This window comes from Micromonospora sp. NPDC005299 (assembly GCF_042872345.1).
GTDB lineage: Bacteria > Actinomycetota > Actinomycetes > Mycobacteriales > Micromonosporaceae > Micromonospora.
Genome location: NZ_JBIAKG010000026.1, coordinates 1 through 21,298 on the forward strand (window position 1 = coordinate 1; position 21,298 = coordinate 21,298).

A 21,298-nucleotide genomic window follows, 5' to 3' on the forward strand; every position below is an offset into this window, starting at 1 on the left:
GGACTCGTGGTGCCAAGTTCTGTCGACGTCAGCGGGCGACGCATCAAGTTTCACAAACCCGTGGGCGCCCCGCCAGGGGCATCTTCCTCTTACAAACGAGGGGTCGAGCGGCGAACTAACTCGCTCGTCGCCCGACCCCTCGGGTTGTGCCTGATCAACGCTGACAGGCCACACCTTGCCCCTCGACGAAGCCTGGACGCTGGTTAGGCCCGGTTTGGTTCCCGAACCGACCCCCACGCAGACCAGGGAGGCCGCTCTATTGCGGTGCTGGATGCCCCGATGTTGATCGGCAGCGAAGGTTAACGAAGCGGTCTGACGTGATCGGGTCGCGGTAACTGGACCACTCGGGGCAGCCCCATGAACCGCTCGGCTCGGGCCGTCTCGGGGCCGTCTGGGCCGTCGCTGGGCCGTTGAACGCTGACCAACGATGACCAACGGCGACCGGTAGCGCCCGAAGAAACAGCAGGCCAGCCACCATATGACGGCGGCTGGCCTGGAGGGCGACGGACGAGTCGACCTGTACGCCGGATCGTCGCTGCAGCGGGGGGCGCGGACGGGAGGAGGCAACACCTGACGAGAGCCGTGTCTAGGCCGTCGTCAGGCCGTCACTTCAAGCGTTGTTCGGCTTCGCCACTGAGCTCCACCCTGTGGCCCGCGCTACTTCAAGTCGATAGCGAGCGCCTCGATCTGGCGGTTGGTTCCGAGCGTTGCTTGATAGGGCTACTAGACGAGTAAGTCCAAACTCCTTTGGTTAGTGGTCGTAGGCGATCAGGGACCTGGTGACGGCCTGGCCGGTGGTGCGGTTGTGCCAGATTGCGGCGGTCATCGCGAGGAGGCGTTGCGCGACGCGGACGGCGACGCCTTCGATGCTGCGTCCGGCGTGTAGTTCGAGGTCGAGTTGGCCCTTGAGCGTGTCGTTGACCGACTCGGTGAGTTGCCGGATCGGTTTCAGGAGGTGTTCGCCGGGTCGTGGTGTGCGGTTGCGGTAGGACGGGCGGAGCAGCCGGACTCCGCGCTCAGCCAGCCAGCGGTCCAACTCGGCGGACACGTAGCCCTTGTCCGGGATGATCAGCAGCCCGGGACGTTGCGAGATCAGGTCCGGGTCGTGTTCGTCAGTCCTTCTGCTGGTGCGGCTCATCGACGGTCATTGGCTCGCTCTGAACGAAGGGTCGAACTCCGCCGGGGAGACGGCGGCCGGCGAGCTCAGCAACCATCGTGTCTGCGTCGTCGAACGACTCGACTGTGTGGAAGCCTTCACTGGCGTACAGCCTTGCGGCGAAGTTCGCCCGCTCCACGCTCAACGACACCGCCTGCAGACCGCGATCGTGTGCGACGTACAGAACGGCGCGCAAGAGCGCCCGGCCCACACCGCGGTTGCGCCAGGATTCCACCACGCCGATGGTCAGCTCCGGCACCTCGTCACTGACGTACCCGTAGCCTGGATCGGCGGCGGTCAGGTATCGGCACCAGGCCGCGCCCACTGGCCGATCAGCCAAGTCCACCGCGATTACTCCGAAATCCCCTGGCTGCATCCAACCGGTGACATAGTGGGCCAGCTCGGGGTTCGTCAGGATCTCCTCGCGTGACCAGTTGCGCTCAGGCAGCCAGTTGATGGCCTCCATGAGCATGTCGACCAGGAAACCGCTGTCGGCCGAGGTGGCTGTGCGGAGGCTGCACTTCGTCACCGCCGAAGCCTCGCATACGGGACCGAGGCGAGACGGGAAGCGGTCCAGTCCGCAAGATCCGGAACATGCGCGGAATGATCAAGGCCGGCCCGATGACCAGGCCGACCGGAGCCTCTTACCTGTAGTTGGTGAACTGATGAGGTGCACAGCAGGGTAGACGGAGGCACGCTCTCTGGTGCCTCAGAGCGCACAAGGGAGCAGAGCGATCGGTTGCGGCGATCCGGCGGCGCTGTTGGTCATCTCGTCCGGCTACGTCGGTAGGCCACGATCGTGAGGGCGGCTGCGGCGCCGGCGGCCGCGAGGACCGGTACGGGTTTGGCGCGTACCGCTGTGCCGACCTTCGCCGTCACGGCACGCGCGGAGGTTACCTCGGTGGACTCGGTTTTGCCGGTGGTCTCGGCACCGGCTGAGGCCGAGCCGCGCGCCGTGGTCATGGCCTGACGCGTCTTTTGCTTGGCGGTCGTGGCGCGCTGGGAGGCTTTCTGGCTTGCCGTGCGGAGCATCTGGGTTGCCGAGGTTTTCGCCGACTGGCTGGCCGTGGTCAGGCGCTGCCGGAGTCCACCGGCCGCTGAGGTGGCCTTGCCGCCCACGCGGGTCTTGACGTCGGTCTTGGCGGCCAGGGCGGCGACGGTTTCCCCCAGCTCTGCTCGCGTGTGCTGGATGTCCTGCCGAACTTTGTCCGGGTCGTTGCTTGGGCTTGCCGTGCTCATGGCCGCCTCCGACCTGTCGCGCCGCGTATCGTCTCGATGTCTGCTTGCACGCTGTCCCTGGTTGCTGTCGGCGTGGCCGGCATGGCTTTGGTGACCTGCTTCTTTCCGCGTCGCGCCGCTACTGCTGCGGCGATGAACAGGATGACGGCGACGATGAGGGCGGCGAGCGCGTCCGGCATGAACGCGCCCAGGGTCAGCACCACTGCGGCGACGACGGCACCAACGCCGTAGAAACCGAGCATGGCGCCGCCACCGAGCAACCCGGCGCCCATGCCTGCTCGCTTGCCCTTCGCGGTCATTTCCGCACGGGCCATCGTCAGTTCGTCCCGGACCAGCCGGGTGATCTGTTCGGTGGCGCGCTGCACCAGCTCAGCGACCGGCGTGTCAGCAGAGGCAGCGCCAGAGCTGCCGCTGGAATCTTCTGGCATACGTGCCCTCACTAGTTCTCGCGTACCGGAATGGCCAGAGACGTCAACGACGGTGTGGTTGGCCAAGTCCGACTGATGCTGAGCGACCGGGTCAGCCTTGCTGCACCGCAGGCGACTTCATCGAGCCCGGCAAGGGCTCGTCGGAACGCCGGCCCAGAGGCGGCAAGGCGGTGTCTCGCAGGTGGCCGGCGACATCAGCCGCCGGGATGTCACCCGCCTGCCTGCCACGACGCAGTGTCAGCGCGCCCGCCGCCCCGGTCAGCGCCCCCACCCCGAACGCAAGGATCAACGCTTGCCGAATGCTTGAGTGGCTCCTGCGCCCCATGATCGCTCCCTGAACCCAACGTGTCCGCATAGCCCTGATTGTCCGACTCGACTTCAGGCGGCGGGCATCTAATCGGCAGACTTGCATGGCCGCCACGCGGGCCACCACAATCACGCCCGCCGGTTGGGCCGAGGAGGGCCAGCCATGCGTGAGACGGAGCTGTGGCCTGGAGTGGGGGGAGGTGGCCCTCTCTGCTGTGGGATTTCGTGCGCCAGGTCCTCGGGCCGCCCTTGCCGACGAGGATGTCCGATGCCCCTTACGCATCAGGTGCAGCCCCCGGTGCCGTTCTCGCTGGTACGAGGCAGCGGCTCTAAGGTCCGCCTCGCATCTGAGAGCGGTTCAGAAGGACCGGCGGACGATGGCGAGTCCGCAGGTGGCGAGGACGCCGAGTGCGACGAGTCCGATGCGCAGCCACGGGGTGTCTCGGGCGGGTCTGATCCCGACCGACAGTGCGGTGGCGACGGTGGCGGCGGTGACCAGGCAGATGACGACGCTGAGGGCGCGGTAGGTGGTGCTGTTCTCCGACCACCAGGCCCAGGTGCCGAACACGGCCGGGATGAGCATGAGCAGGCTCAGGCCGGTGAGTGGTATGGCGATCTTCCATCGGGTCCAGGCGGTCATTCCTGCCGGTGCTCCTCGGTGTCGGGCGACGTGTGAAGGTCGCGGAGTTGACGGGCATGCCGCTCGTACTCGGCCCGCTGGTCGGGGGACAGCGCGTCGCGTCGGGTCATGGCCTCGGTGAAGGAGGCCTGGAGTGCGTCGCTGTGCCAGGAGACAGCTGCGGCGGTGCGGAGGTCCAGGTCTCCGGTGAGCACTGTACGGGCGAGTGAGCCCAAGGGATCGTTGGTGCCGCGGCTTCGGGCGAGGGTGGTGAGGAGGGCTCGGGCGAGGGGGTCTCGGGCGATGTCGTCGGTCATGGCGGGTCCTACTGGCCGGGGTGGTGGTAGGGCTTGAGGTCGGGTAGGGCGGCTACTGCCATGCCGGCTTTGATCAGCTCGATGGAGCCGGCGATGGTGCGGAAGGTGGCTTCGGCGTTGCCGTACCAGGTGGAGATTTCGTTGTAGAGGTCGTAGGCCTGCCAGGCGTAGTAGGCGGCGATGCTGTAGCCGGCGACGGCGCCGATGGCGGTTTCGATGGTGGCGGTGCCGGCGGCGGAGGCGAGGTTGATGACGATGAGCACATCGATGAGCTTGCTGATGAGCCCGGTGACGACGGAGTAGAGGTGCTTGGCGGCCTCGGCGGCCTGGGTGTAGAGGTCCGCGTACTGCCGGCACGCGGGGTGCAGCGCGCGGGTGGCCGCGCCGAGGCCGAGTTGGTATTCCTGCTCGGCTTCCGCGGCGTTGCCGCGCCAGACCTGCGGCACGTCGCCGGTGCTCGTGATGAGGTTGCGGCCGAGGTCGTCGAGGGCGTTGCCGATGATGCCCCACGCGGCGGCGCAGTGGACATAGGAGTCCCAGTCGCCGCTGAACGCCTTGCCCCAGCCCTCGAAGGGGTCTTCACCGAACAGCCACACGGCGACCTGCCGCAGCCACGCGGCCGGGCTGAGGAGGTCGGCGAGCGGGTTGATCTGGAACATCTCGATGCCCGTGGCGTAGTTCGGGGCCACCAGCCGCGCGGACGGGTCCGCGACGTCAGCGAACGCAGCGCGGGGCGCTGATGCCCACGGGTCAGGCCGCCCGGTCGTGAAGGTCGACCGCAGGCCCGTGGGATCCTGCGCGCCCGGGTAGGTCTGGTCGAGGCGGGCAGCGGCGGCATGGTCCGATTCGGCGTACCCAAGCTGGGCCAGATTGATCTGGGTGGCGGCGCTGCCGGTCAGTGTGTGGAGCCGCTCCAAGCCCTGGGTCATCCGCTGGTACGCCGCGTGGTGCGGACCCGCGAGCATGAACAGCAGTCCTTCTTGGTCGAAGGTCAGGTCGCAGTGGCGCGTGGTGTAGCCCAGGATGTCGGCGGCGTCGCCGGATGCCCGGTGCAGCAGGTTGTACAGACCGTTGAGCCCGTTCGGGTCCACGTAGAAGCCGCTCATGATCCCCCGTTGATCGTCGGCTGACACTCCGAGGCAGCCTAGGATCGGCAACCACATTTGATCAACGCCGCGAGCGCGCTCTGTAACCAGGCCGACAGTTATCGGTAAGGAGTGCCGGGACACCACCTGGCCGTCACCCCTTGAGCCGTTCGAGCTATTTCAACCGGCCTGCTCGAAGCCATCCTGGCCACTCGCCGCGTCCAGTTCCCGGCTCCGAGGATGGCGGGCATAACGGCCGGTCAGGTGGGCACTCACGTGGCGAATACGAGGGAAGTCGAACTGTGCAGTAAACCAAGGCCGCATTGCAGGGCGCATCTCGACAAAGAACATCTGCGCTTCGCGGTTTACCTGATGGCGCTCTTGCAAATCGCGGCGAATGTGCTGTGGCCGGGCGCGCGGGGCGGGAAGCTTCGTCGGCCGGGAGCGAGGAAGGGAGCAGGGCTATGACGGCAACCAACCAGAGCCGCCCGCCAGGCGGCACGGGGGAGCAGGCCCGGCAGGAGGCTTCCCGGGTCGGCCAAGCCGCCGCGCAAACCGGTGGCAATGTGGCGCACGCCGCGACCGAGCAGGGCGGGCATGTGGCCGCCGAGGCGTGGCAACAGACCCGGAACCTGACCGGGCAGGCCACCACGCAACTGCGGGACCAGGCTCGGACGCAGCAGCACAGGGCCGCCGAAGGGCTGCGCGACCTCGGCCGTGAGCTCGGCTCGATGGCCGAGCAGAGCGGGCAGTCGGGGATGGCCGGCGAGGCGGTTCGTCGGGCGTCCGACGCGGCGCAGCGGGCCGCCGGGTGGCTCGACCAGCGGGAGCCGGGCGACGTTCTGGACGAGGTGCGGGGGTACGCCCGGCAGCATCCCGGAACCTTCCTCGCCGGCGCGGTGGTGGCGGGCCTGCTGGTCGGCCGGCTCACCCGGAACCTGACCGGCTCCGACGGGTCGGGCTCGGGCGCTCAGCCGGCCCAGCCCACGCAGCCGGCGGCGACACCGTCGGCCGAGCGGGCGGTCGAGGCGCCGTACGCCGGAGACCAGCCGTACACCGGGATGGCCCGGGTGCAGAACGTGTCGCCGGCCGGCCGGCCGGAGCCGGAGGTCCCGGGCGGGGTGGCGCCGTGAGCGCCCCGGAGAAGGAGCGGACCCAGTCCTCTGTCGGCGAGCTGCTGGGCGACGTGACCCGGGATCTCTCCACGCTGGTCCGCAAAGAGGTCGAGCTGGCCAAGGCCGAGCTGCGCGAGGAGGCGAGCCAGGCCGGAAAGGCCGGCGGGATGTTCGGCGGGGCGGCGTTGGCCGGTTTCCTGGCCGTGCTGTTCGTGTCGTACGCGGTCTGGTGGGGCCTGTCGAACGTGATGGATGAGGGTTGGGCCGCACTGATCGTGGCGGTCGTCTGGGCGGTCGTCGCTGCCATCCTGCTCGCCAACGCCCGGACCAAGATGCGGCAGCTCCGCGCGGTCCTGCCTCGGACGAAACAGACCGCGCGGGAGATGCCACAGGCCATGCGAGGCCGGTGACCGACCCAGGAGGGAGCGGATCATGTCGAACGATCCGGATCGGATCCGATCAGAGATCGAGAACACCCGGAGCGAGTTGAGCAGCGACGTGGATGCCCTGACCGACAAGATGAGCCCGCGTCGGATCGCTGGCGAGCGCGTCGGGCAGGCTCGCGGCGCGCTGACCCGAGTCAAGGAGAAGGTGATGGGCGCGCAGTCGGACGGACACGGCGCCGGCCAGCGGATGTCGCAGGCTTCCGGTTCGGTCCGGGAGGGGGCGCGGTCGCTCGGGCAGCAGTCCCGCGCGCAGGCGCAGGGCGCTGCCGGTACGGTCCGGGACGAGGCGCGGTCGCTCGGGCAGCAGTCCCGGGCGCAGACGCAGGGCAACCCGCTCGCGGCCGGCCTGATCGCCTTCGGCGCCGGGCTGCTGGTGTCCTCCCTGATCCCGCCCAGCCGCCCCGAGCGGCAGTGGGCCGGGCAGGCCCGGGGCATGGTCGGCGAGCACTCCGCCGGGCTGCGCCAGCAGGCGAGCCAGGTCGGTAACCAACTCCGGGACAACATGCGCGAGCCCGCGCAGCAGGCGGCCCAGTCGGTGCGGTCCACCGCCGCCCAGGGCGCGTCCGCCGTCCGCGACCAGGGCCGATCGGCCGCACACCAGGTGCAGGACGAGACGCGGGACGCCGCCCAGGAAATGCGGCACCGCTAGTCGGCCAGCCGTTTCGGGCTCCGACCCGCCACGTGAGCATGGTCTGCTGCGTCACGCAGCAGACCATGCTCACTCAGCATGGACCGGCACCTGATCGCGCCGCAGGACATCGTGGGAAAGGGAACACCGTGCCGACCTACCGCCATCCGGGCACCGTCATCACCGACCACAGCTTCGGGGTGCCGCTCGACCACGCGGACCCGGCCGGCGAGCGGATCGAGGTGTACGCCCGCGAGGTCGCGGCCGCCGGCAGGGAGCGGGAGTCGCTGCCCTGGCTGCTGTTCCTGCAGGGCGGGCCGGGCGGCCGGTCACCGCGCCCGAGCACGACGGCCTCCGGGTCAGCGCCGGCCAGGTCCTCGACCGGCTGATCCGCGTGGTCTGCGGCGAACTGTGAGGCCTTCGCGGAGCTCTTCCCGCGCCGATGGTCGGGGCGACCCCCTCAGCCGGTGGGCGGAGACTGTGTCACACGGGCGACGAGGGCGGCGGCGACATCCCGCAGCTTCGTGTTTCTGTTCTGGGAAGCCTTGGTGAGGATCGCGAACGCCTGGTCGGCCGTACAGCGCCGCTCCGCCATGATGATGCCCTTGGCCTGTTCGATGACGGCGCGGTTTCGCATGGCCGCCTGCATGTGCTGGGTCAGCGTCACCTGGGTGTCGTAGAGGTGGGCGTTCGTCATGGCAGCCGCGGCGTGGCCCGCGAATTTCTGGGACAGCGCCACCGCGGCGTCGTCGAACGCGGCCGGCACGGTGGCGTAGATGTTGAGGGCCCCGGTGACCGCCTCGTGCAGCGGCAGCCCGATCGACATGGAGCTGTGCGCCCCGGCGTCGACGGCTTCGCTCGCCCAGTCCGGCCACCGGTGCTCACCGGCCATCTCCGCCACGATGATGGTGGTGGTGGAGGTCGCCGCCGTGATGCAGGGTCCCTGGCCGCGTGCGTACTGCCGCTCGTCGAGTGCCAGAGCCAGGTCGCCGGTGGACGCGGCGGTGTGCGCGCCGGCCGGGCCGATCAGGGTGATCGACACCTCGCTCGCGCCCGGGATGGTGCGCTGCGCCAACTCGGAGACCAGAGTCAGCACGCCGTGGAAGTCGATGTCGGTGAACCTCAGGCGGCCGAGCCGGGCGAGCGCTTCCGCTGAGTCCATGAGCCGTGTGTCCGTCATGAGTGGTGTCCTTCAGTGGGCACCTCGCCGCGCTGTTGTGGGCGGGCGATGCGCAGGTCACTGCAGAACCCCGTTTGGGGGGGGCCGGACCTGCGCCTCTTCATGACGCTGGCACGTCGACGCAACAGGGGCGTCGACTACAGACCACCATCCTAGCCCCGATTCTCGTGCCGGCGTCCGGCCGAGCCTCGCCCGCTGGCAGACCCCGACCGCGATCCGCCAGGCCGGAGGCGCTGGTCACAGCCCGCGTGGCGTGAGCCCCACGGTGATGCGGAGCCGGACCTGGTCGGGTTGCTCATCGAGAAAGGTGGCGGTGTCGGCGAGTGCGGCGATCAGGGGCAGCCCGCGGCCCCCGACGGTCAGCGGGCCGGGCAGCTCGGCGGTCAGTCCGGCGCCGTCGGGGGTGCTGCCACGGTTGCCGACTTCGATCAGGCACTCGTGGTCGTCGATGACGATGGTGACGTCGACGGGGCCGTCGCCGTCGCCGTGGGTCACCGCATTGGCGCATGCCTCGGAGATCAGCACGGCGAGGTGGCCCCGAGGCTCCTCGCCGGCGTCGGTGAGGCTCAGAAGTGTGGTGAGTACGTGGCGGGCGCGGCTCACCGAGGACGGTTGCCGTGGCAGTGACAGCGTCATGGTCGCCCGCATTCCCGCAACTCCTCCTCGGCCCGGGAGCGGCCACTTCGGCATCCCGTTCTCGCGTCGGCTGTGACTGCCGTACCCGAGGTGGGTGAGCCGAAACGGTCATGGTGCCGCCTCGGTGTGATCCCGTCCGCGGTGGTTTCGCGCGCGGGCGTTTAGGCTGGGTGCGGATCGTCCGCGCTGGGAGGCTGGTTGTGGATCTGCTGATGTCGGTCCGGCCGGGCCGGGGTTGCACCGTGGTCGAGGTGCGGGGCGAAGTCGACATGGCGACCGCCCCGCAGCTGCGCGAAGGGCTGCAGCGGCTGGTCGATGCCGGTGACCGGCAGGTGGTGGTCGACATGGCCGAAGTGGGGTTCATCGACTCCAGCGCGCTGGGCGCGCTGGTGGTGATCTTCAAGTCGCTGCGGGATGTGGGTGGCCGGCTGCGCCTGGCTGCGGTGCAGCCCGCGGTGCGCAGTGTCCTGAGGGTCACGTCGGTGGATCGGGCGATCGACGTCTATGACAGCGTGCAGGCGGCCGAAGCCGATGTGCAGTCCGTGGGCGGTGCGACCGGCGGGTAGTCAGCCGGCCGGCGGCGGGCTGACCCGCTGCGGGTCGGCGCCGGCACTGGTACGCCGGCCTCGCCGGTGCCCGTCGTGCCAGTCGAGAATCAGCAGGGTCGCGTCATCGGCCAGGCGCGGCCCGGCCACCTCGAGCACGGCGTCGGCCAACGCCCGGACAGCCTCGCGCGGGTGCAGATCGCCGATCGACCGCAACATGGCCAGCAGGTCCAGGCTGGCGGCGGTGCGCTCGCGCATGCCGTCGGTGACCAGTACCAGGCGGTCGCCGGGTTGCAGTCTGATCTCCCCCTGGTGGTAGTCGGCCTCGGTGAACATGCCCAGCGGGAAGTTGCGCGGCAGCCGCAGCGGCTGCGCGTCGCCGCCGCGCACCAGCAGTGGCGGCACGTGCCCGGCGTTGAGTAACGCGCACGCACCGGTGCGCAGGTCGAGGCGGCCGAGCACCGCGGTGACGTAGCTGCCGCGCACGCTTGCGTGTTCGGCGACGGCGGCGTTCGCGGCGTCGGCTTGTTGCACCAGGTCGGCCCCGCGGCGGCGGGTGTTGCGCAGGCTGCCCACCCCGAGGGTGGCTGTCAGTGCGCTGGCCACCCCGTGGCCCATCGCGTCGGTGACGCTGAAGTGCAGCACGTCGCGGCCCAGGCTGTAGTCGAAGGTGTCCCCGCCGATGCTGGCGGCGGGTTCCAGCCAGCCGGACAGGGTGAATGCGCTGGCCTCACAGGTGAACGAAGCCGGCAGCAGGCGGCGCTGGATCTCCGCGGACAGGGTGAACGGGGTCGTGCGTTGCCCCCACTCGAACAGGTCGGTGTGCCGGCGGTTCGCGATCACCACGAACGCCAACGCGTGCGCCGTGCGCGCGATCTCCTCCAGAGTCTGCGCAGTCGGCTCCTCGGGCAACACCATCTCCAGCAGGCCGATCGCCTCACCGCGGTCGGTCACCGGCGCCAACACCGTCCAGCCGGCGGGCTGCGTGATGACCTGCACCGTCTGGCTGCGCAGCGCCTGCTCGGCGGGGCCGCCGTCGAACGGCAGCACGGTGGCGACCTCGTCACCGTTGCGGCGGCCCCCGCCCGCGCCGTCGAACGGCACGTGAGCCAGCCGGACCAGGGCCCGGCCGCCGAGATCGGCGATCAGGAACGAGACGGTGTGCGCGCCTAGTGCAGCACCGAGCTCGCGGGTGACCGCCTCGACCGCATCCACCGGCGAGGCGTCCTCCGCCGCGTCCAACATGCCCGCCAGGACCTGCCCTTGACTGCTCTCCACACTCGGAGTTTACGAGTGACCCGCCGGTCACCGCCGAGCACGCTCAGGGGCGTCGGGGAGCGCAACCAGGCCCGCCCCTGATCGCCATCGTGCTCAGCGAAGGCCGGCGAACAGGTCGTCCTCGCGCGTCGGCGCACCGGTGGTGTCGCGGACCCGGACGAAGGTCTCCACGCCCATCAGCTCGGTGAACCTGTCCTGCCCCAGTTGCAGGAAGAAGATGTTCTCGGCCTGGCTGGCGTGCGCGGCCAACGATTCGAACTTCTGCCCGCCGTAGGCGCTCGTGTCCACCCAGGTGGTGATCTCGTCGTCGGGCAGGCCGAGCTGCGGCATGTCCTCCGACGGCCCGTCCGGCTCGGGGAACTCGACCCCGATCTCCTTCATGACGCGGCCGAACTCCTGAAAGGCGCTGCGCGGCACGGTGGTCCAGTAGACCTTCGCGGGGATGTCGGTCCGCTCGACGGCGGCCATGGTGATGCGGTGCGCCTGGATGTGGTCCGGGTGGCCGTAGAAGCCGTTTTCGTCGTAGGTGACGACGACGTCCGGCCGATAGCGCCGGATCAACTCGGCCAGCCGGTCGGCCGCCTGTGCCACCGGCGTGTTCCAGAACGCGCCGGGCGAGTCGTTGGCCGCCCAGCCCATCATCCCGGAGTCGGCATAGTCGAGCGTCTCCAGGTGCGTGACCTTCAACGCCTCGCAACTGGCCGCCAGCTCGGCCCGGCGCATCGCTACCACGGCCTCCGGGTCGTGCCCCGGGTCGCCCGGCTTGACCCCGCCGGGTCCGTCGCCGCACCGCCCGTCCGTGCAGGTCACGAGCACCGTCGTGACCCCCTCCGCCGCATAGCGGGCGAGGATGCCGCCGGTGCTCGTCGCCTCGTCGTCGGGGTGCGCGTGCACCGCCATCAAGGTCAGGGATCTGTCAGCCACCCCATCACCATACGAGGGACGTCCGACGCACTAGCATTGCCGCGGTCCCGGACGGCTCCGCTGAAACGAGGCAAAATGCGTTGGCTCCAGCGGTTGCTGGGTGGCAGGCGGGTCCAGCTCGATCCGGAACGGCAGCAGACGCTGCTGCGGGAGGTCCAGCACCGGTACGGCGCCCGCGCGCAGATCCGCTTTCCGGAACAGGTCGACGCGGTCACCCGGATGCTGAACGGCGACGACGGCCTGGTGGTGGCGGCCCGGATCGTGGGCGAGGCCGCCGACGAGGCCCACGCTGATCTACTGGCTCAGGCCCACGACATACACCGACGGACCGGCCGGCGGCTCCTGGTGCACCGCCGGAACTACCGGCCGCTCTGGAAGGAGGCCGGCCCGGCACTGCGGTGGCCGCTGTTCGCGCTGCCGTCCGGCTTCCACCCGTACGCGCAGGTGGCCGCCGCCGTCGCGGTGGTCGGCGGCGGGGCGTCCCGGCTCGACCGGGTGACCGACCCGGCCCCGGTCGTGACCGGCGTGTTCGAGCTGCTCGACCTCACCACCGCCGGCTGGGAGTACGGCCGGGTGCGGGTGGACACCGACGCCGCCGCCCTGGCGGCTGGACTGATCTCCACCGCCGGGCAGGTCCTCGCGGCCATGGACGACCCGCCGCGGCTGCCACCTGCGATCCGCGAGCTGATGCGCCGCAACAACACCCTCGACGTGTACGACCCCACCGGTCCCCGGGTGGTCGACGGCATCAACCCGGGGGCGACGATGCGGGAGATTCTCCTGGCCTGAGGACACCGCGGGAGTTGGCTCCGTGCGAAGGGCCCGCCGGTGATCCGGCGTGGGCCGTTGCCAGCTCAAGGTCGGACACGACCGCGGGATCCTGGCGGCGGGGTAGCAGCAGCGGGCTGGCGAGGATCAGCAGCCCCGCGATCGTGACAGCCGTGCGTGGGCTGGTGGCGCCGGCGAGCAGTCCGCCGAGCGCGCCGAGGACGGCGATGGAGGCGCTGCTGCTGATCGACAAGGCCGACAGGGTGCGGGCGACGCGGTCTCCGGGCGTGTGCTCCAGTCGATAGGTGGCCAGTACCGGGTTGTACAGGCTCATGCTGATGATGATCGCGAGCTCGACAGCGATCACCGTCGCGAGGCCGGCGATGCCGGGCTGGACTAAGGCGAGCCCGATCAGCCAGACCGCGCGCAGCGTGCCGACGGTACGGAGGATTCGGTGTTGGCCGTACCGGGCCACGACACGGCGGGCGAGGCGTGAGCCGATGAGGCCGCCGACGCAGGGGGCGGCGAACGCGAGGCCGTACTGCCAGGGTGGGAATCCGAGCTGGCCGAGCAGAAGCACGGCCAGCAGCGGCTCGGTGGCCATGATCAGTCCGCCGACGAGCAGTTGGTTGAGGTAGAGCCCGCGCAGGCCGGGGTGGGTCAGGAGATGGCGCCAGCCGTCGAGCAACTCGCCGGCCCGGACCCGGCGACTGTCATTGCGCTGCGGGCGTTCTTCTCTGCCACGAACAGCCGTGATGCCCAGCGCGGACAACAGGTAGCTGAGCGCGTCGGCCACCACGGTGGTCACCGGCCCGAAGAGGCCGACGGCCGCACCGCCCAGCGGCGGCCCGACGGCGATCGAGCTCCACGTCGTCGACTCGAACCTCGCGTTGGCCACGAGCAGGTCGTCCGGCCGGACGAGGGCCTTGAGGTAGGCGCCGTTGGCCGCCTGGAACGTGATCTTGGCGGAGGCGACCACGGCCGAGACGACCAGCAACTGGACGAAACTGAGCCGGCCGAAGGCGTAGGCGACCGGGATCGTCATCATGACCGCGAAACGGGCCAGGTCCATCGCGATCATCACGGGGCGCTTGCGGTGAAACTCCACCCAGGGCCCGAGCGGCAACGCGATCAGGGCGCCGACTGCCGGCCCCACCGCTGACAGCGCGGACACCTGAGCGGGGCTGGCGTGCAACACCAGCAGGGCGATCAGCGGCATCGCACCGAAACCCAGCGCGGAACCGTAGGCGCTGACCGCGTACGCCGCCCAGAGCCATCCGAACTGCCGGCCCAGGGATCGTCTGCCCACCAAGCTCCGCACCCTCCGCCTCAGGCACCCTGCCGTTGATCGCTGGGATCAAAGCAAGGCCGGGGATGCGGGATCAAACAACTGCGCCGGCGGCGAGCCACAACCGTGGGTTGTGCGACCAGGGGCGGTGAGTGGATTTCGACGCCGTGCGCACGGGTTGGCTTGTCTAGACCGTGCCGGACAGGTACTCCCGGCGTCGCTGCGGTTCGAACTTCTCGATCGCGTACCGCAACATGACCCGCGGCATGGCCCGGTACCGTCGGGCCAGGAACTCCTCCTCCGCCGCTCTGTCACGGTTGCCCACCTCGCGCAGCATCCAGCCCACCGCCTTCTGGACGAGGTCGTGCGGGTCGCGCAGGAGCCGTTCACTGAGCCGGAAGGTCCAATGGAAGTCGCCGCCTTTGATGAAGGCGAAGGTTGCCATGATGGCGATGCGCCGGTCCCACACCAGGCTTGACTCGGCCAACCGGTCCAGGACGCTTCGGTCCTTGTCGACCAACCAGGGGCCGACGATGTACGGAGCGGACGAGTCCACGAGGTCCCAGTTGTTGATGCGGCCCGTGTTCGCCAGGACGAGGCGGAAGATCTGGCCGCGTTCCTCCTCGTCTCCCTTGGCGAACTTCCGCACCAGGATGAACAGCGAGGTCAGCCTCTCCTCGTGCACGCCACCGGCCAGCAGTTCCGCCGTTTCGGCCAGGGAGAGGTCGCGCCAGTACCGGGCGGCCACCCTGCGCTGCTCCGGCACCGGGACGCCGATGGTCCTGTCGCCCTCGCCGTACCCGCCTGGGGTCATCTGGAGGAACCGGCTCGATGCCTCCGCCCGCCCCGGGTCGGCGAGGCTGGCGAGTTCGTGGCGGACGTCGGCGATCGTGGCCATGACTGTGCAACGTAGCGTGATCGGCAGCCCCCACGGCGCTGCCTCTCCGCATCCGGCTAGCCTCCACGGACACCAGCGACCGGAGGAGGGCTCGAATTGTCCGGCGGCCAGATGCACAAGGACGAGGTACGCACGGACAGCGCCCTGGTTCAACGGCTGATCGCCGGGCAGTTCCCGCAGTGGGCGGATCGGCCGGTCACGCGGGTGCCCTCCGGTGGTACGGACAACGCCATCTACCGGCTCGGCGACGAGTTGGCGGTCCGGCTGCCGCGCATCGAAGGTGCGGTCAAGCAGGTCGGGTTCGAACACGAGTGGCTGCCGGTCCTCGCGAAGCACCTGCCGGTGGCGGTGCCGCAGCCGTGTGCCGTCGGCCGGCCGGCTGACGGGTACCCGTGGCCGTGGGCGGTCCACCGCTGGGTCGATGGCGAACACCCGACCGAGGGCAACACCGATCCGCGGGGCTTTGCCGCCGACCTCGGCGAGTTGGTGGCCGGCCTGGGGCGGGCGGACACCGCCGGCGCCCGTACCGGCTACCGCAGCGGTCCGTTGAGTGGCCGTGACGAATACCTGCGGGAGTGGACCGAGGCCGCCCGCGGCATGGTCGACGTCGACGCTGTTCTGGCGATCTGGGAGAACGCGCTGGCGGCGCCGGCCTGGGACGGTCCGCCCGTCTGGACCCACGGTGACCTGCTTCCGGGCAACGTGCTCGTCCGGCACGGCCGTCTCGGGGGCCTGATCGACTTCGGCGCGGCGGGCGTCGGCGACCCGGCCTGCGACGCGATGGCGGCGTGGACACTCCTCGACGCCGACTCGCGCGATGTCTTCCGCGAGACGGCGGGGTTCGATGACGCGACCTGGGCGCGCGGCAAGGGCTGGGCGCTGACCTTCATCAGCGCGCTGACCTACTACCGGGAGACCAACCCCACGATGTACGCGCTCGCCCAGCGGGCGGTAGGAGCGGTCCTGTCCGACGGCCCCTGACCGGGGAGGTCGGCCGCCGAATACTCGGCTGCGGTGACGCCGGCTCACCCATAGGCTGCCGGTCGGCGGGATGGTAGGGCGTTCCGTCGGCAGCGATCGGAGATGAGCAGAGGGATGACCTGTCAACTGTTCGCACTCAGCTTCGATGCGAACCAGCCTCTGCGGCTCGCAGAGTTCTGGTCCGGCGTTCTGCGTCGGGACCTGGCCGATGACCCACAGGGCGCAGTCGCGCTCCTGCCCAGCGATGACACGGGGTTCCGAATCCGCTTCCTTCCGACCGAGCGGCCGAAGGTCGGGCAGAACCGGGCGCACTTCGATCTGACGAGCACCTCCCTGGCGGACCAGCAGCAGACGGTGGCCCGGGCGCTCGAACTCGGCGCCCGGCACATCGACGTCGGCCAGCGCCCGGACGAGGGCCACGTGGTGCTCGCCGACCCCGAGGGCAACGAGTTCTGCGTCATCGAGCCGGGCAACAACTTCCTCGCCGACTGCGGGTTCATCGGAGCGCTCTCCTGTGACGGCACGCAGGAGGTCGGATACTTCTGGAGCGAAGCGCTGGGGTGGCCGCTGGTCTGGGACCAGGACCAGGAGACCGCGATCCAGTCACCGCGCGGCGGTCCGAAGATCACGTGGGGCGGTCCGCCGCTGATGCCGGTGACCGGCAAGCAGCGACTGCACTTGGACCTGGCGCCACCTGCCAATGGTGACCAGCAGGCCGAGGTCGACCGTCTGCTCTCCCTCGGGGCGAAGCGGATCGACATCGGTCAGGGCGACGTCAGCTGGGTGGTGATGGCCGACCCCGACGGCAACGAGTTCTGTGTGCTGACGCCCCGGTAGTGCGGCGGGCGGCTACTCCGCGATGTCGGCCGCGGTGCGACTGCGCCCCAGGGCATCGATCCGGCCCCACCGTCCAGGTATGTCGAGCAGTTCCAGCCGTCCGAGTCCGGGTGGGAGTTCCGGGTCGATGATGAGGTGCTCGTCGTGGGGTTGCAGGCCGAGGATCACCCGTAGCAGGAGCAGCGGGGTTCCGGCGGACCAGGCCTGGGGGCTGCACGCGGTCGGGTACTCCACGGGGTAGGTGGTGCGGGCCCGGGGGTAGCCGGCGAAGGCTTCGGGCAGGCGGCCCTGGAAGTAGTCGGCGGCGTCGAAGATGGCCTGGCAGATGGTGGCGGCCTCGCGGCGGTAACCGTAGCGCCAGAGGCCCCAGGCGATGATCGAGTTGTCGAACGGCCACACGGTGCCCACGTGGTAGCCGAGCGGGTTGTAGCGGGCGCAGTCGGTGGCCAGGGTGCGCACTCCCCACCCGGAGAAGAGTCGTTCGCTGAGCAGCAGCTCGGCGATCCGGTCGGCCCGGGACTCCTCGACGATGCCGCTCCACAGCAGGTGCCCGATGTTGGAGGACAGCGCGTCGACCTGGCCTCCCTCCGCGTCCAACGCCAGGGCGTAGTACTCACCGTCGGCGATCCAGAATTCGTCGTTGAACCGGGCCTTCAGGTCGGCGGCCTCGCGTTCGAGCCGGTCGGCGTAGGCCGGGTCGTTCCAGAACAGCCGGGCCAGGCGAGCGCCCCGGATCTTGGCGTCGTAGGCGTAGCCCTGTTGTTCGCAGGTCGCGCGGGGAAACGGGGGCAGGCGCCCGTCGCGGTAGCAGACCGAGTCCGGGGAGTCCTTCCAGCAGTGGTTGACCAGACCGTTGTCGGGGTTGCGGGTCTCGTACCAGATGTAGCCGGTGCCGAGCAGGTCGCCGTAGGTGTCGATCCAGTCGAGGGCGGCGCGAGCCTCGAATTCGTAGGCGCGCACCACCGCGCCGTTGCCGGTCCAGCGTTCGTACTCGTCGAGCAGGATGACGAACAGGGGAGTGGTGTCGGCCGCGCCGTAGTACGGCGAGTGGGGCTGTTCCTCGAATCCGGCGGACTCGCCGTAGCGCAGCTCGTGGAGGATCTTGCCGGGCTCCTCGTCCCGGAAGTCGTCGAGACGGCTGCCCTGGCCGTACGCGAGCGTGCCGAGGGTGGCGGGCACGAGCTGCGGGGTGAACGGCAGGGCCTGCAGACAGGTGAAGATGCTGTCCCGGCCGAACACCGTCATGAACCACGGCAGCCCGGCGGCGACCAGTTCCTCCGCCATCGTGATCGAGGTGTAGCGCAGCGCGGCCAGGTCCACCAGGCTCCGGCGGTAGGCGATGGTGACGGACGAGCTGTCGCACTTCAGGCGAGGGGCGGTCGCCGTCCACCGCCGCAGCTGCTCGTCGAGCTCGGCCGGGGAGCGGGCCTGGCGCAGCTCAAGGCTGTCGCGGAAGTCGCGCTCGTGTGCGCCCAGCACGAGCGTGCGTACGTGCAACCGGGTCTGCCACTCCGACTGCGGCGGTACGCGCACCTCGAACGTCATGCCGTCCGCGTCGACCCGGGCGGGCGCGGAGCTGGAGATCACGGTCTCGCGGTGGAAGCTGCCCCGGCGGTAGCGCAGCCGCAGCTGTCCCTCCTCCACGATCGCCTGCACCGGCGCCTTCTTGGCCTGCGGGTTCTTGATCTCGAAGATGTCGGCGAAGTCGGAGGCCATGTCGACGCGTACCGCCAGGGTCGTCTCCGCGTCGGTGTGGTTGAGCACCGCGAGGTTCTCGGTGAAGCTGCCGCCGATGCTGCGGTCGCGGATCACCGACACCGTCGCGTCGACATAGTGGGTCGGTTCGCCCGGCACGAGGAAGAAGCGGCTCTCGAAGTACCGGATGTCGTCCACCGACAACGCGTGCAGCCGTTCTCCGTTCACGCTCAACCGCCAGGTGGACAGGAAGCGGGTGTCGTAGGAGAACAGGCCCGTCGGCACGCGGGGCGACGGATCCACGTCGCCACGGTCGTCGCAGACCAGGAAGGTGTTCCCGTCCAGGATGTTGATCGACTTCCGCATCGCCATGCCGTCACGCCATCCCGGCTCGCAGGCGCTCGCGCCAGGCCTGCCCGTGGGTAGCGCGCCGCTGCGCGGCCTCCCGCGGATCGCCGGCGCCCTCTTCGGGCGGGAAGTACCGCCGGAACGCCAGGATCAGTCGGGCGTCGCCGACGAGGGTCGCCTCGTTGCGCAGCAGCACGGCCGTGGCCGGGGACTCGCCCCGCACCAGCCGGGCGAACACCGCGGGCGTGGTCGTCAGCACGGCGTCAGCCGCCCGGACGTCCCTGTTCACCACCACCTGATCCGTCGCGCGGAGATCGACGTACCAATGGTCGGTCGAGCCGTGGGTCACCAGGTCCACGCGCAGCGTTCCCCGAACTCGCGCTGGCAGCATCGCACGCCCCCGCGCCGGTAGCGCCACGAAGAATGCCTCGATCTCGTCGCTCATGCCTGCCCCCGCCCGATTGCAGCGTAGGTCACACCACCTGCGAGAACTGCCGTTTTCGCACCTTGCCGTGGGGGCGCCGGGGCGCCATCGCGCGTCGCCGCCGGAGTCGACTTCACCCTTCGGGGTTTCGTTTCGCCACGTGCGCAACGGGTAGTCGCGCGCTTTCATGGGCCGTGCCACCGGTCCGGCGATGACGGGCAAGCGATGTTCGTGTCTTCCGGGAGGAGGTGCCCTGAGGATGTGTGGGATCAGCGGGGAGGCGCGATTCGACGGATCCGTGCCGGACGGCCTCGCGGTGACCCGGATGAGCGAGGCGATGCGATCCCGGGGTCCCGACGGGGAGGGCCTGTGGAACGACGGGTGGATCACCCTCGGCCATCGCCGGCTGACCATCATCGATCTCTCCGATGCCGGAGCCCAGCCGATGGTCCGGAAGGATCTGGGCCTGGCGTTGGTGTTCAACGGTTGCGTCTACAACTACCCCCAGCTGCGCGACGAACTGCGCACGGCCGGGCACACCTTCCACTCCACCAGCGATACCGAGGTCATCCTCGTGGCGTACGCCGAGTGGGGTGAGGACTTCGTCCACCACCTCGTCGGGATGTTCGCCGTCGTGCTGATCGACCGGGAGCGGCGCCGGCTGGTGCTGGCCCGGGACCGGCTCGGCATCAAGCCGCTCTACCTCGCCGAGTCCCCGGGGCGGCTGCGGTTCGCCTCCACCCTGCCGGCGCTGCTGGCCGCCGGCGACGTGGACACCGACATCGACCCGGTGGCGCTGCACCACTACCTGTCCTGGCACTCGATCGTGCCGGCGCCCCGGACCATCCTGCGCGGGATACGCAAGCTGCCGCCCGCCACCGTGCGGGTCGTGGAAGCCGACGGGCGCAGCCGCGAGCGTGTCTACTGGCGGCCCGACTACCAGCGAAATCCGGCGCACGCCGGCATGGCCGCGCGGGACTGGCAGGCCGCGGTCGGCGACGCGCTGCGCACGGCGGTGCGGCGGCGGCTGGTGGCGGACGTGCCGGTCGGGGTGCTGCTCTCCGGCGGGCTGGACTCCAGCATGATCGTGGCCCTGCTCGCCGAGGCCGGGCAGCACCACCTGCAGACGTTCAGCATCGGGTTCGACAGCCGCGGCGGCGAGACCGGCGACGAGTTCCACTACTCCGATCTCGTCGCCCGCAGCTTCGGCACCGACCACCACCGCATCCAGCTCAGCAACGACGACCTGGAGCCGGCGGTCCGGCGGACGGTCGTGGCGATGACCGAGCCGATGGGCAGCCACGACGTCGTCGCCTTCCACCTGCTCTCCGAGCAGGTGGCTCGGCACGTCAAGGTGGCACAGTCCGGCCAGGGCGCCGACGAGGTGTTCGCCGGCTACGCCTACCACCAGCCCCTCACGCAGGTGCCCCGGGACGGCGCCGCCGAGGCGTTCGCCGCCGCGTTCTTCGACCGGAGCCATGCGGAACTGGACCTGGTGGTCGACCCGGCGTACGCCTGCGACCACGACGCCAGCCGCGAACTGCTCGCCGCGCACCTGGCCGCGCCCGGGGCGCACACCGCGCTCGACGCGGTGCTGCGCCTCGACACCCACCTGATGCTGCCCGACGACCCGGTGAAGCGGGTGGACAGCATGAGCATGGCGTGGGGCCTGGAGGTGCGTACCCCGTTCCTGGACCAGGACCTCGTCGCCCTCGCCGCCGCCTGCCCACCGGAGCACAAGGTGGCGCAGGGCGGCAAGGGGATCCTCAAGGAGGTGGCCCGGGAGGCGTTGCCCGCGGAGGTGATCGACCGGCCCAAGGGCTACTTTCCAGTGCCCGCCCTGCGCAACGTCGACGGGCCGGTGCGGCACCTCGTCACGGAGGCCCTCGTCGCGCCGGCGGCGCGTGAACGCGGCCTGTTCCGGCCCGAATACGTCGCCGAACTGCTCGCCGAACCGGACCGGGCGCAGGCTGCCGCCGGCAGCAACAAGCTCTGGCAGCTCGGCCTGCTGGAACTCTGGCTCCAGTCCCACGGCATCCGTTGACCCCGGAGCGGGCCACCGTCAGCAGTCGAAGTACATGGCGAACTCGTGCGGGGTGGGGCGCAGGCGGACCGGGTCGACCTCGTTGGCCCGTTTCCAGGACACCCAGGTCGAGA

The 21,298-nt window shown here is 70.1% G+C and carries 24 protein-coding genes; 9 read left to right on the forward strand and 15 right to left on the reverse strand.

Annotation, left to right across the window (positions count from 1 at the left end; all coding sequences use genetic code 11):
- Window positions 1-751: 751 nt before the first annotated feature.
- From ACFYPD_RS33480 to ACFYPD_RS33510, 7 genes are all read right to left on the reverse strand, one after another.
- A complete protein-coding gene (locus tag ACFYPD_RS33480) occupies window positions 752-1,138 on the reverse strand; it encodes a hypothetical protein (RefSeq protein ID WP_387122615.1) in 387 nt (128 codons plus the stop codon).
- Window positions 1,113-1,685, reverse strand: a complete 573-nt coding sequence (locus ACFYPD_RS33485; RefSeq protein ID WP_387122618.1) for a GNAT family N-acetyltransferase — start codon at window positions 1,683-1,685, stop codon at window positions 1,113-1,115. The genes ACFYPD_RS33480 and ACFYPD_RS33485 overlap by 26 nt, the downstream gene beginning before the upstream one ends.
- Before the next feature lie 236 nt (window positions 1,686-1,921).
- Window positions 1,922-2,395 (reverse strand): DUF3618 domain-containing protein, encoded by a 474-nt coding sequence (locus tag ACFYPD_RS33490; RefSeq protein WP_387122621.1) that lies wholly within the window; start codon window positions 2,393-2,395, stop codon window positions 1,922-1,924.
- On the reverse strand, window positions 2,392-2,823 hold the full coding sequence (locus ACFYPD_RS33495; RefSeq protein WP_387122624.1) for a phage holin family protein: 432 nt from the start codon (window positions 2,821-2,823) through the stop codon (window positions 2,392-2,394). The genes ACFYPD_RS33490 and ACFYPD_RS33495 overlap by 4 nt, the downstream gene beginning before the upstream one ends.
- A gap of 664 nt (window positions 2,824-3,487) precedes the next feature.
- Window positions 3,488-3,769: a hypothetical protein gene (locus ACFYPD_RS33500; protein ID WP_387122627.1), complete on the reverse strand. Its 282-nt coding sequence runs from the start codon at window positions 3,767-3,769 to the stop codon at window positions 3,488-3,490.
- Entirely contained in the window at window positions 3,766-4,065 is a 300-nt protein-coding gene (locus ACFYPD_RS33505) for a hypothetical protein (RefSeq protein ID WP_387122630.1), read from the reverse strand. Before ACFYPD_RS33505 ends, ACFYPD_RS33500 begins: the two co-directional genes overlap by 4 nt.
- 8 nt (window positions 4,066-4,073) lie before the next feature.
- Window positions 4,074-5,171, reverse strand: coding sequence for a hypothetical protein (locus ACFYPD_RS33510; protein WP_387122632.1), 1,098 nt, complete (start codon window positions 5,169-5,171; stop codon window positions 4,074-4,076).
- A 443-nt stretch (window positions 5,172-5,614) separates the two neighbouring features.
- Here ACFYPD_RS33510 and ACFYPD_RS33515 point away from each other — a divergent pair, with 443 nt between their 5' ends.
- The 4 genes from ACFYPD_RS33515 to ACFYPD_RS33530 all read left to right on the forward strand — a co-directional run bounded on the left by ACFYPD_RS33515 (window position 5,615) and on the right by ACFYPD_RS33530 (window position 7,728).
- On the forward strand, window positions 5,615-6,283 hold the full coding sequence (locus tag ACFYPD_RS33515) for a hypothetical protein (protein WP_387122635.1): 669 nt from the start codon (window positions 5,615-5,617) through the stop codon (window positions 6,281-6,283).
- Window positions 6,280-6,675 (forward strand): phage holin family protein, encoded by a 396-nt coding sequence (locus ACFYPD_RS33520; protein ID WP_387122638.1) that lies wholly within the window; start codon window positions 6,280-6,282, stop codon window positions 6,673-6,675. Before ACFYPD_RS33515 ends, ACFYPD_RS33520 begins: the two co-directional genes overlap by 4 nt.
- A 22-nt stretch (window positions 6,676-6,697) precedes the next feature.
- Window positions 6,698-7,360 carry a DUF3618 domain-containing protein gene (locus ACFYPD_RS33525; protein WP_387122641.1) on the forward strand — a complete coding sequence of 221 codons (663 nt, stop codon included), beginning with the start codon at window positions 6,698-6,700 and terminating at the stop codon, window positions 7,358-7,360.
- 128 nt (window positions 7,361-7,488) lie between these two features.
- Complete coding sequence (locus tag ACFYPD_RS33530) at window positions 7,489-7,728, forward strand: hypothetical protein (protein WP_387122644.1); 240 nt, start codon at window positions 7,489-7,491, stop codon at window positions 7,726-7,728.
- Between the two features lie 71 nt (window positions 7,729-7,799).
- On the opposite strand, the gene ACFYPD_RS33535 is transcribed toward ACFYPD_RS33530, so the two are convergent.
- Together ACFYPD_RS33535 and ACFYPD_RS33540 are read right to left on the reverse strand one after the other, a co-directional pair.
- Window positions 7,800-8,519, reverse strand: coding sequence for a GAF and ANTAR domain-containing protein (locus tag ACFYPD_RS33535; RefSeq protein ID WP_387122647.1), 720 nt, complete (start codon window positions 8,517-8,519; stop codon window positions 7,800-7,802).
- Between the two features lie 237 nt (window positions 8,520-8,756).
- Complete coding sequence (locus tag ACFYPD_RS33540; protein ID WP_387122650.1) at window positions 8,757-9,167, reverse strand: ATP-binding protein; 411 nt, start codon at window positions 9,165-9,167, stop codon at window positions 8,757-8,759.
- Between the two features lie 188 nt (window positions 9,168-9,355).
- Between ACFYPD_RS33540 and ACFYPD_RS33545 the strand changes: the two genes are divergently transcribed.
- Entirely contained in the window at window positions 9,356-9,721 is a 366-nt protein-coding gene (locus ACFYPD_RS33545) for an STAS domain-containing protein (RefSeq protein ID WP_387122652.1), read from the forward strand.
- On the opposite strand, the gene ACFYPD_RS33550 is transcribed toward ACFYPD_RS33545, so the two are convergent.
- Both ACFYPD_RS33550 and ACFYPD_RS33555 read right to left on the reverse strand, forming a co-directional pair.
- The gene (locus tag ACFYPD_RS33550; protein WP_387122654.1) at window positions 9,722-10,978 is read right to left on the reverse strand and encodes a PP2C family protein-serine/threonine phosphatase; all 1,257 of its coding nucleotides are present in this window, start codon (window positions 10,976-10,978) and stop codon (window positions 9,722-9,724) included.
- 93 nt (window positions 10,979-11,071) lie between these two features.
- On the reverse strand, window positions 11,072-11,902 hold the full coding sequence (locus tag ACFYPD_RS33555) for a PIG-L family deacetylase (RefSeq protein WP_387122657.1): 831 nt from the start codon (window positions 11,900-11,902) through the stop codon (window positions 11,072-11,074).
- A 75-nt stretch (window positions 11,903-11,977) separates the two neighbouring features.
- Here ACFYPD_RS33555 and ACFYPD_RS33560 point away from each other — a divergent pair, with 75 nt between their 5' ends.
- On the forward strand, window positions 11,978-12,691 hold the full coding sequence (locus tag ACFYPD_RS33560) for a hypothetical protein (RefSeq protein WP_387122660.1): 714 nt from the start codon (window positions 11,978-11,980) through the stop codon (window positions 12,689-12,691).
- Here ACFYPD_RS33560 and ACFYPD_RS33565 read toward each other — a convergent pair.
- Entirely contained in the window at window positions 12,651-13,979 is a 1,329-nt protein-coding gene (locus ACFYPD_RS33565) for an MFS transporter (protein WP_387122678.1), read from the reverse strand. The two genes, ACFYPD_RS33560 and ACFYPD_RS33565, sit on opposite strands and share 41 nt — an antisense overlap.
- A gap of 166 nt (window positions 13,980-14,145) precedes the next feature.
- Window positions 14,146-14,856, reverse strand: coding sequence for a DNA alkylation repair protein (locus ACFYPD_RS33570; RefSeq protein WP_387122663.1), 711 nt, complete (start codon window positions 14,854-14,856; stop codon window positions 14,146-14,148).
- 96 nt (window positions 14,857-14,952) lie between these two features.
- Between ACFYPD_RS33570 and ACFYPD_RS33575 the strand changes: the two genes are divergently transcribed.
- Both ACFYPD_RS33575 and ACFYPD_RS33580 read left to right on the forward strand, forming a co-directional pair.
- Window positions 14,953-15,837 carry an aminoglycoside phosphotransferase family protein gene (locus ACFYPD_RS33575; RefSeq protein WP_387122666.1) on the forward strand — a complete coding sequence of 295 codons (885 nt, stop codon included), beginning with the start codon at window positions 14,953-14,955 and terminating at the stop codon, window positions 15,835-15,837.
- A 114-nt stretch (window positions 15,838-15,951) separates the two neighbouring features.
- A complete protein-coding gene (locus ACFYPD_RS33580; RefSeq protein ID WP_387122669.1) occupies window positions 15,952-16,674 on the forward strand; it encodes a VOC family protein in 723 nt (240 codons plus the stop codon).
- Window positions 16,675-16,686: 12 nt separating this feature from the next.
- Here the strand turns inward: ACFYPD_RS33580 and ACFYPD_RS33585 are convergent, their stop codons facing one another.
- Both ACFYPD_RS33585 and ACFYPD_RS33590 read right to left on the reverse strand, forming a co-directional pair.
- A complete protein-coding gene (locus ACFYPD_RS33585) occupies window positions 16,687-18,735 on the reverse strand; it encodes a glycogen debranching N-terminal domain-containing protein (RefSeq protein WP_387122681.1) in 2,049 nt (682 codons plus the stop codon).
- Between the two features lie 10 nt (window positions 18,736-18,745).
- Window positions 18,746-19,162, reverse strand: coding sequence for an SCP2 sterol-binding domain-containing protein (locus tag ACFYPD_RS33590; RefSeq protein WP_387122672.1), 417 nt, complete (start codon window positions 19,160-19,162; stop codon window positions 18,746-18,748).
- A gap of 238 nt (window positions 19,163-19,400) precedes the next feature.
- On the opposite strand from ACFYPD_RS33590, the gene ACFYPD_RS33595 reads away from it, so the two are divergent.
- Window positions 19,401-21,185, forward strand: coding sequence for an N-acetylglutaminylglutamine amidotransferase (locus ACFYPD_RS33595; RefSeq protein WP_387122675.1), 1,785 nt, complete (start codon window positions 19,401-19,403; stop codon window positions 21,183-21,185).
- Window positions 21,186-21,298: the final 113 nt, after the last annotated feature.

Excerpts from the sequence above, each read along its gene's own strand:
- ACFYPD_RS33480 (WP_387122615.1), bottom strand. The coding sequence starts at position 1,138 with ATGAGCCGCACCAGCAGAAGGACTGACGAACACGACCCGGACCTGATC.
- ACFYPD_RS33490 (WP_387122621.1), bottom strand. The coding sequence starts at position 2,395 with ATGAGCACGGCAAGCCCAAGCAACGACCCGGACAAAGTTCGGCAGGAC.
- ACFYPD_RS33495 (WP_387122624.1), bottom strand. The coding sequence starts at position 2,823 with ATGCCAGAAGATTCCAGCGGCAGCTCTGGCGCTGCCTCTGCTGACACG.
- ACFYPD_RS33500 (WP_387122627.1), bottom strand. The coding sequence starts at position 3,769 with ATGACCGCCTGGACCCGATGGAAGATCGCCATACCACTCACCGGCCTG.
- ACFYPD_RS33505 (WP_387122630.1), bottom strand. The coding sequence starts at position 4,065 with ATGACCGACGACATCGCCCGAGACCCCCTCGCCCGAGCCCTCCTCACC.
- ACFYPD_RS33510 (WP_387122632.1), bottom strand. The coding sequence starts at position 5,171 with ATGAGCGGCTTCTACGTGGACCCGAACGGGCTCAACGGTCTGTACAAC.
- ACFYPD_RS33515 (WP_387122635.1), top strand. The coding sequence starts at position 5,615 with ATGACGGCAACCAACCAGAGCCGCCCGCCAGGCGGCACGGGGGAGCAG.
- ACFYPD_RS33525 (WP_387122641.1), top strand. The coding sequence starts at position 6,698 with ATGTCGAACGATCCGGATCGGATCCGATCAGAGATCGAGAACACCCGG.
- ACFYPD_RS33535 (WP_387122647.1), bottom strand. The coding sequence starts at position 8,519 with ATGACGGACACACGGCTCATGGACTCAGCGGAAGCGCTCGCCCGGCTC.
- ACFYPD_RS33540 (WP_387122650.1), bottom strand. The coding sequence starts at position 9,167 with ATGCGGGCGACCATGACGCTGTCACTGCCACGGCAACCGTCCTCGGTG.
- ACFYPD_RS33560 (WP_387122660.1), top strand. The coding sequence starts at position 11,978 with ATGCGTTGGCTCCAGCGGTTGCTGGGTGGCAGGCGGGTCCAGCTCGAT.
- ACFYPD_RS33570 (WP_387122663.1), bottom strand. The coding sequence starts at position 14,856 with ATGGCCACGATCGCCGACGTCCGCCACGAACTCGCCAGCCTCGCCGAC.
- ACFYPD_RS33580 (WP_387122669.1), top strand. The coding sequence starts at position 15,952 with ATGACCTGTCAACTGTTCGCACTCAGCTTCGATGCGAACCAGCCTCTG.
- ACFYPD_RS33585 (WP_387122681.1), bottom strand. The coding sequence starts at position 18,735 with ATGCGGAAGTCGATCAACATCCTGGACGGGAACACCTTCCTGGTCTGC.
- ACFYPD_RS33590 (WP_387122672.1), bottom strand. The coding sequence starts at position 19,162 with ATGAGCGACGAGATCGAGGCATTCTTCGTGGCGCTACCGGCGCGGGGG.
- ACFYPD_RS33595 (WP_387122675.1), top strand. The coding sequence starts at position 19,401 with ATGTGTGGGATCAGCGGGGAGGCGCGATTCGACGGATCCGTGCCGGAC.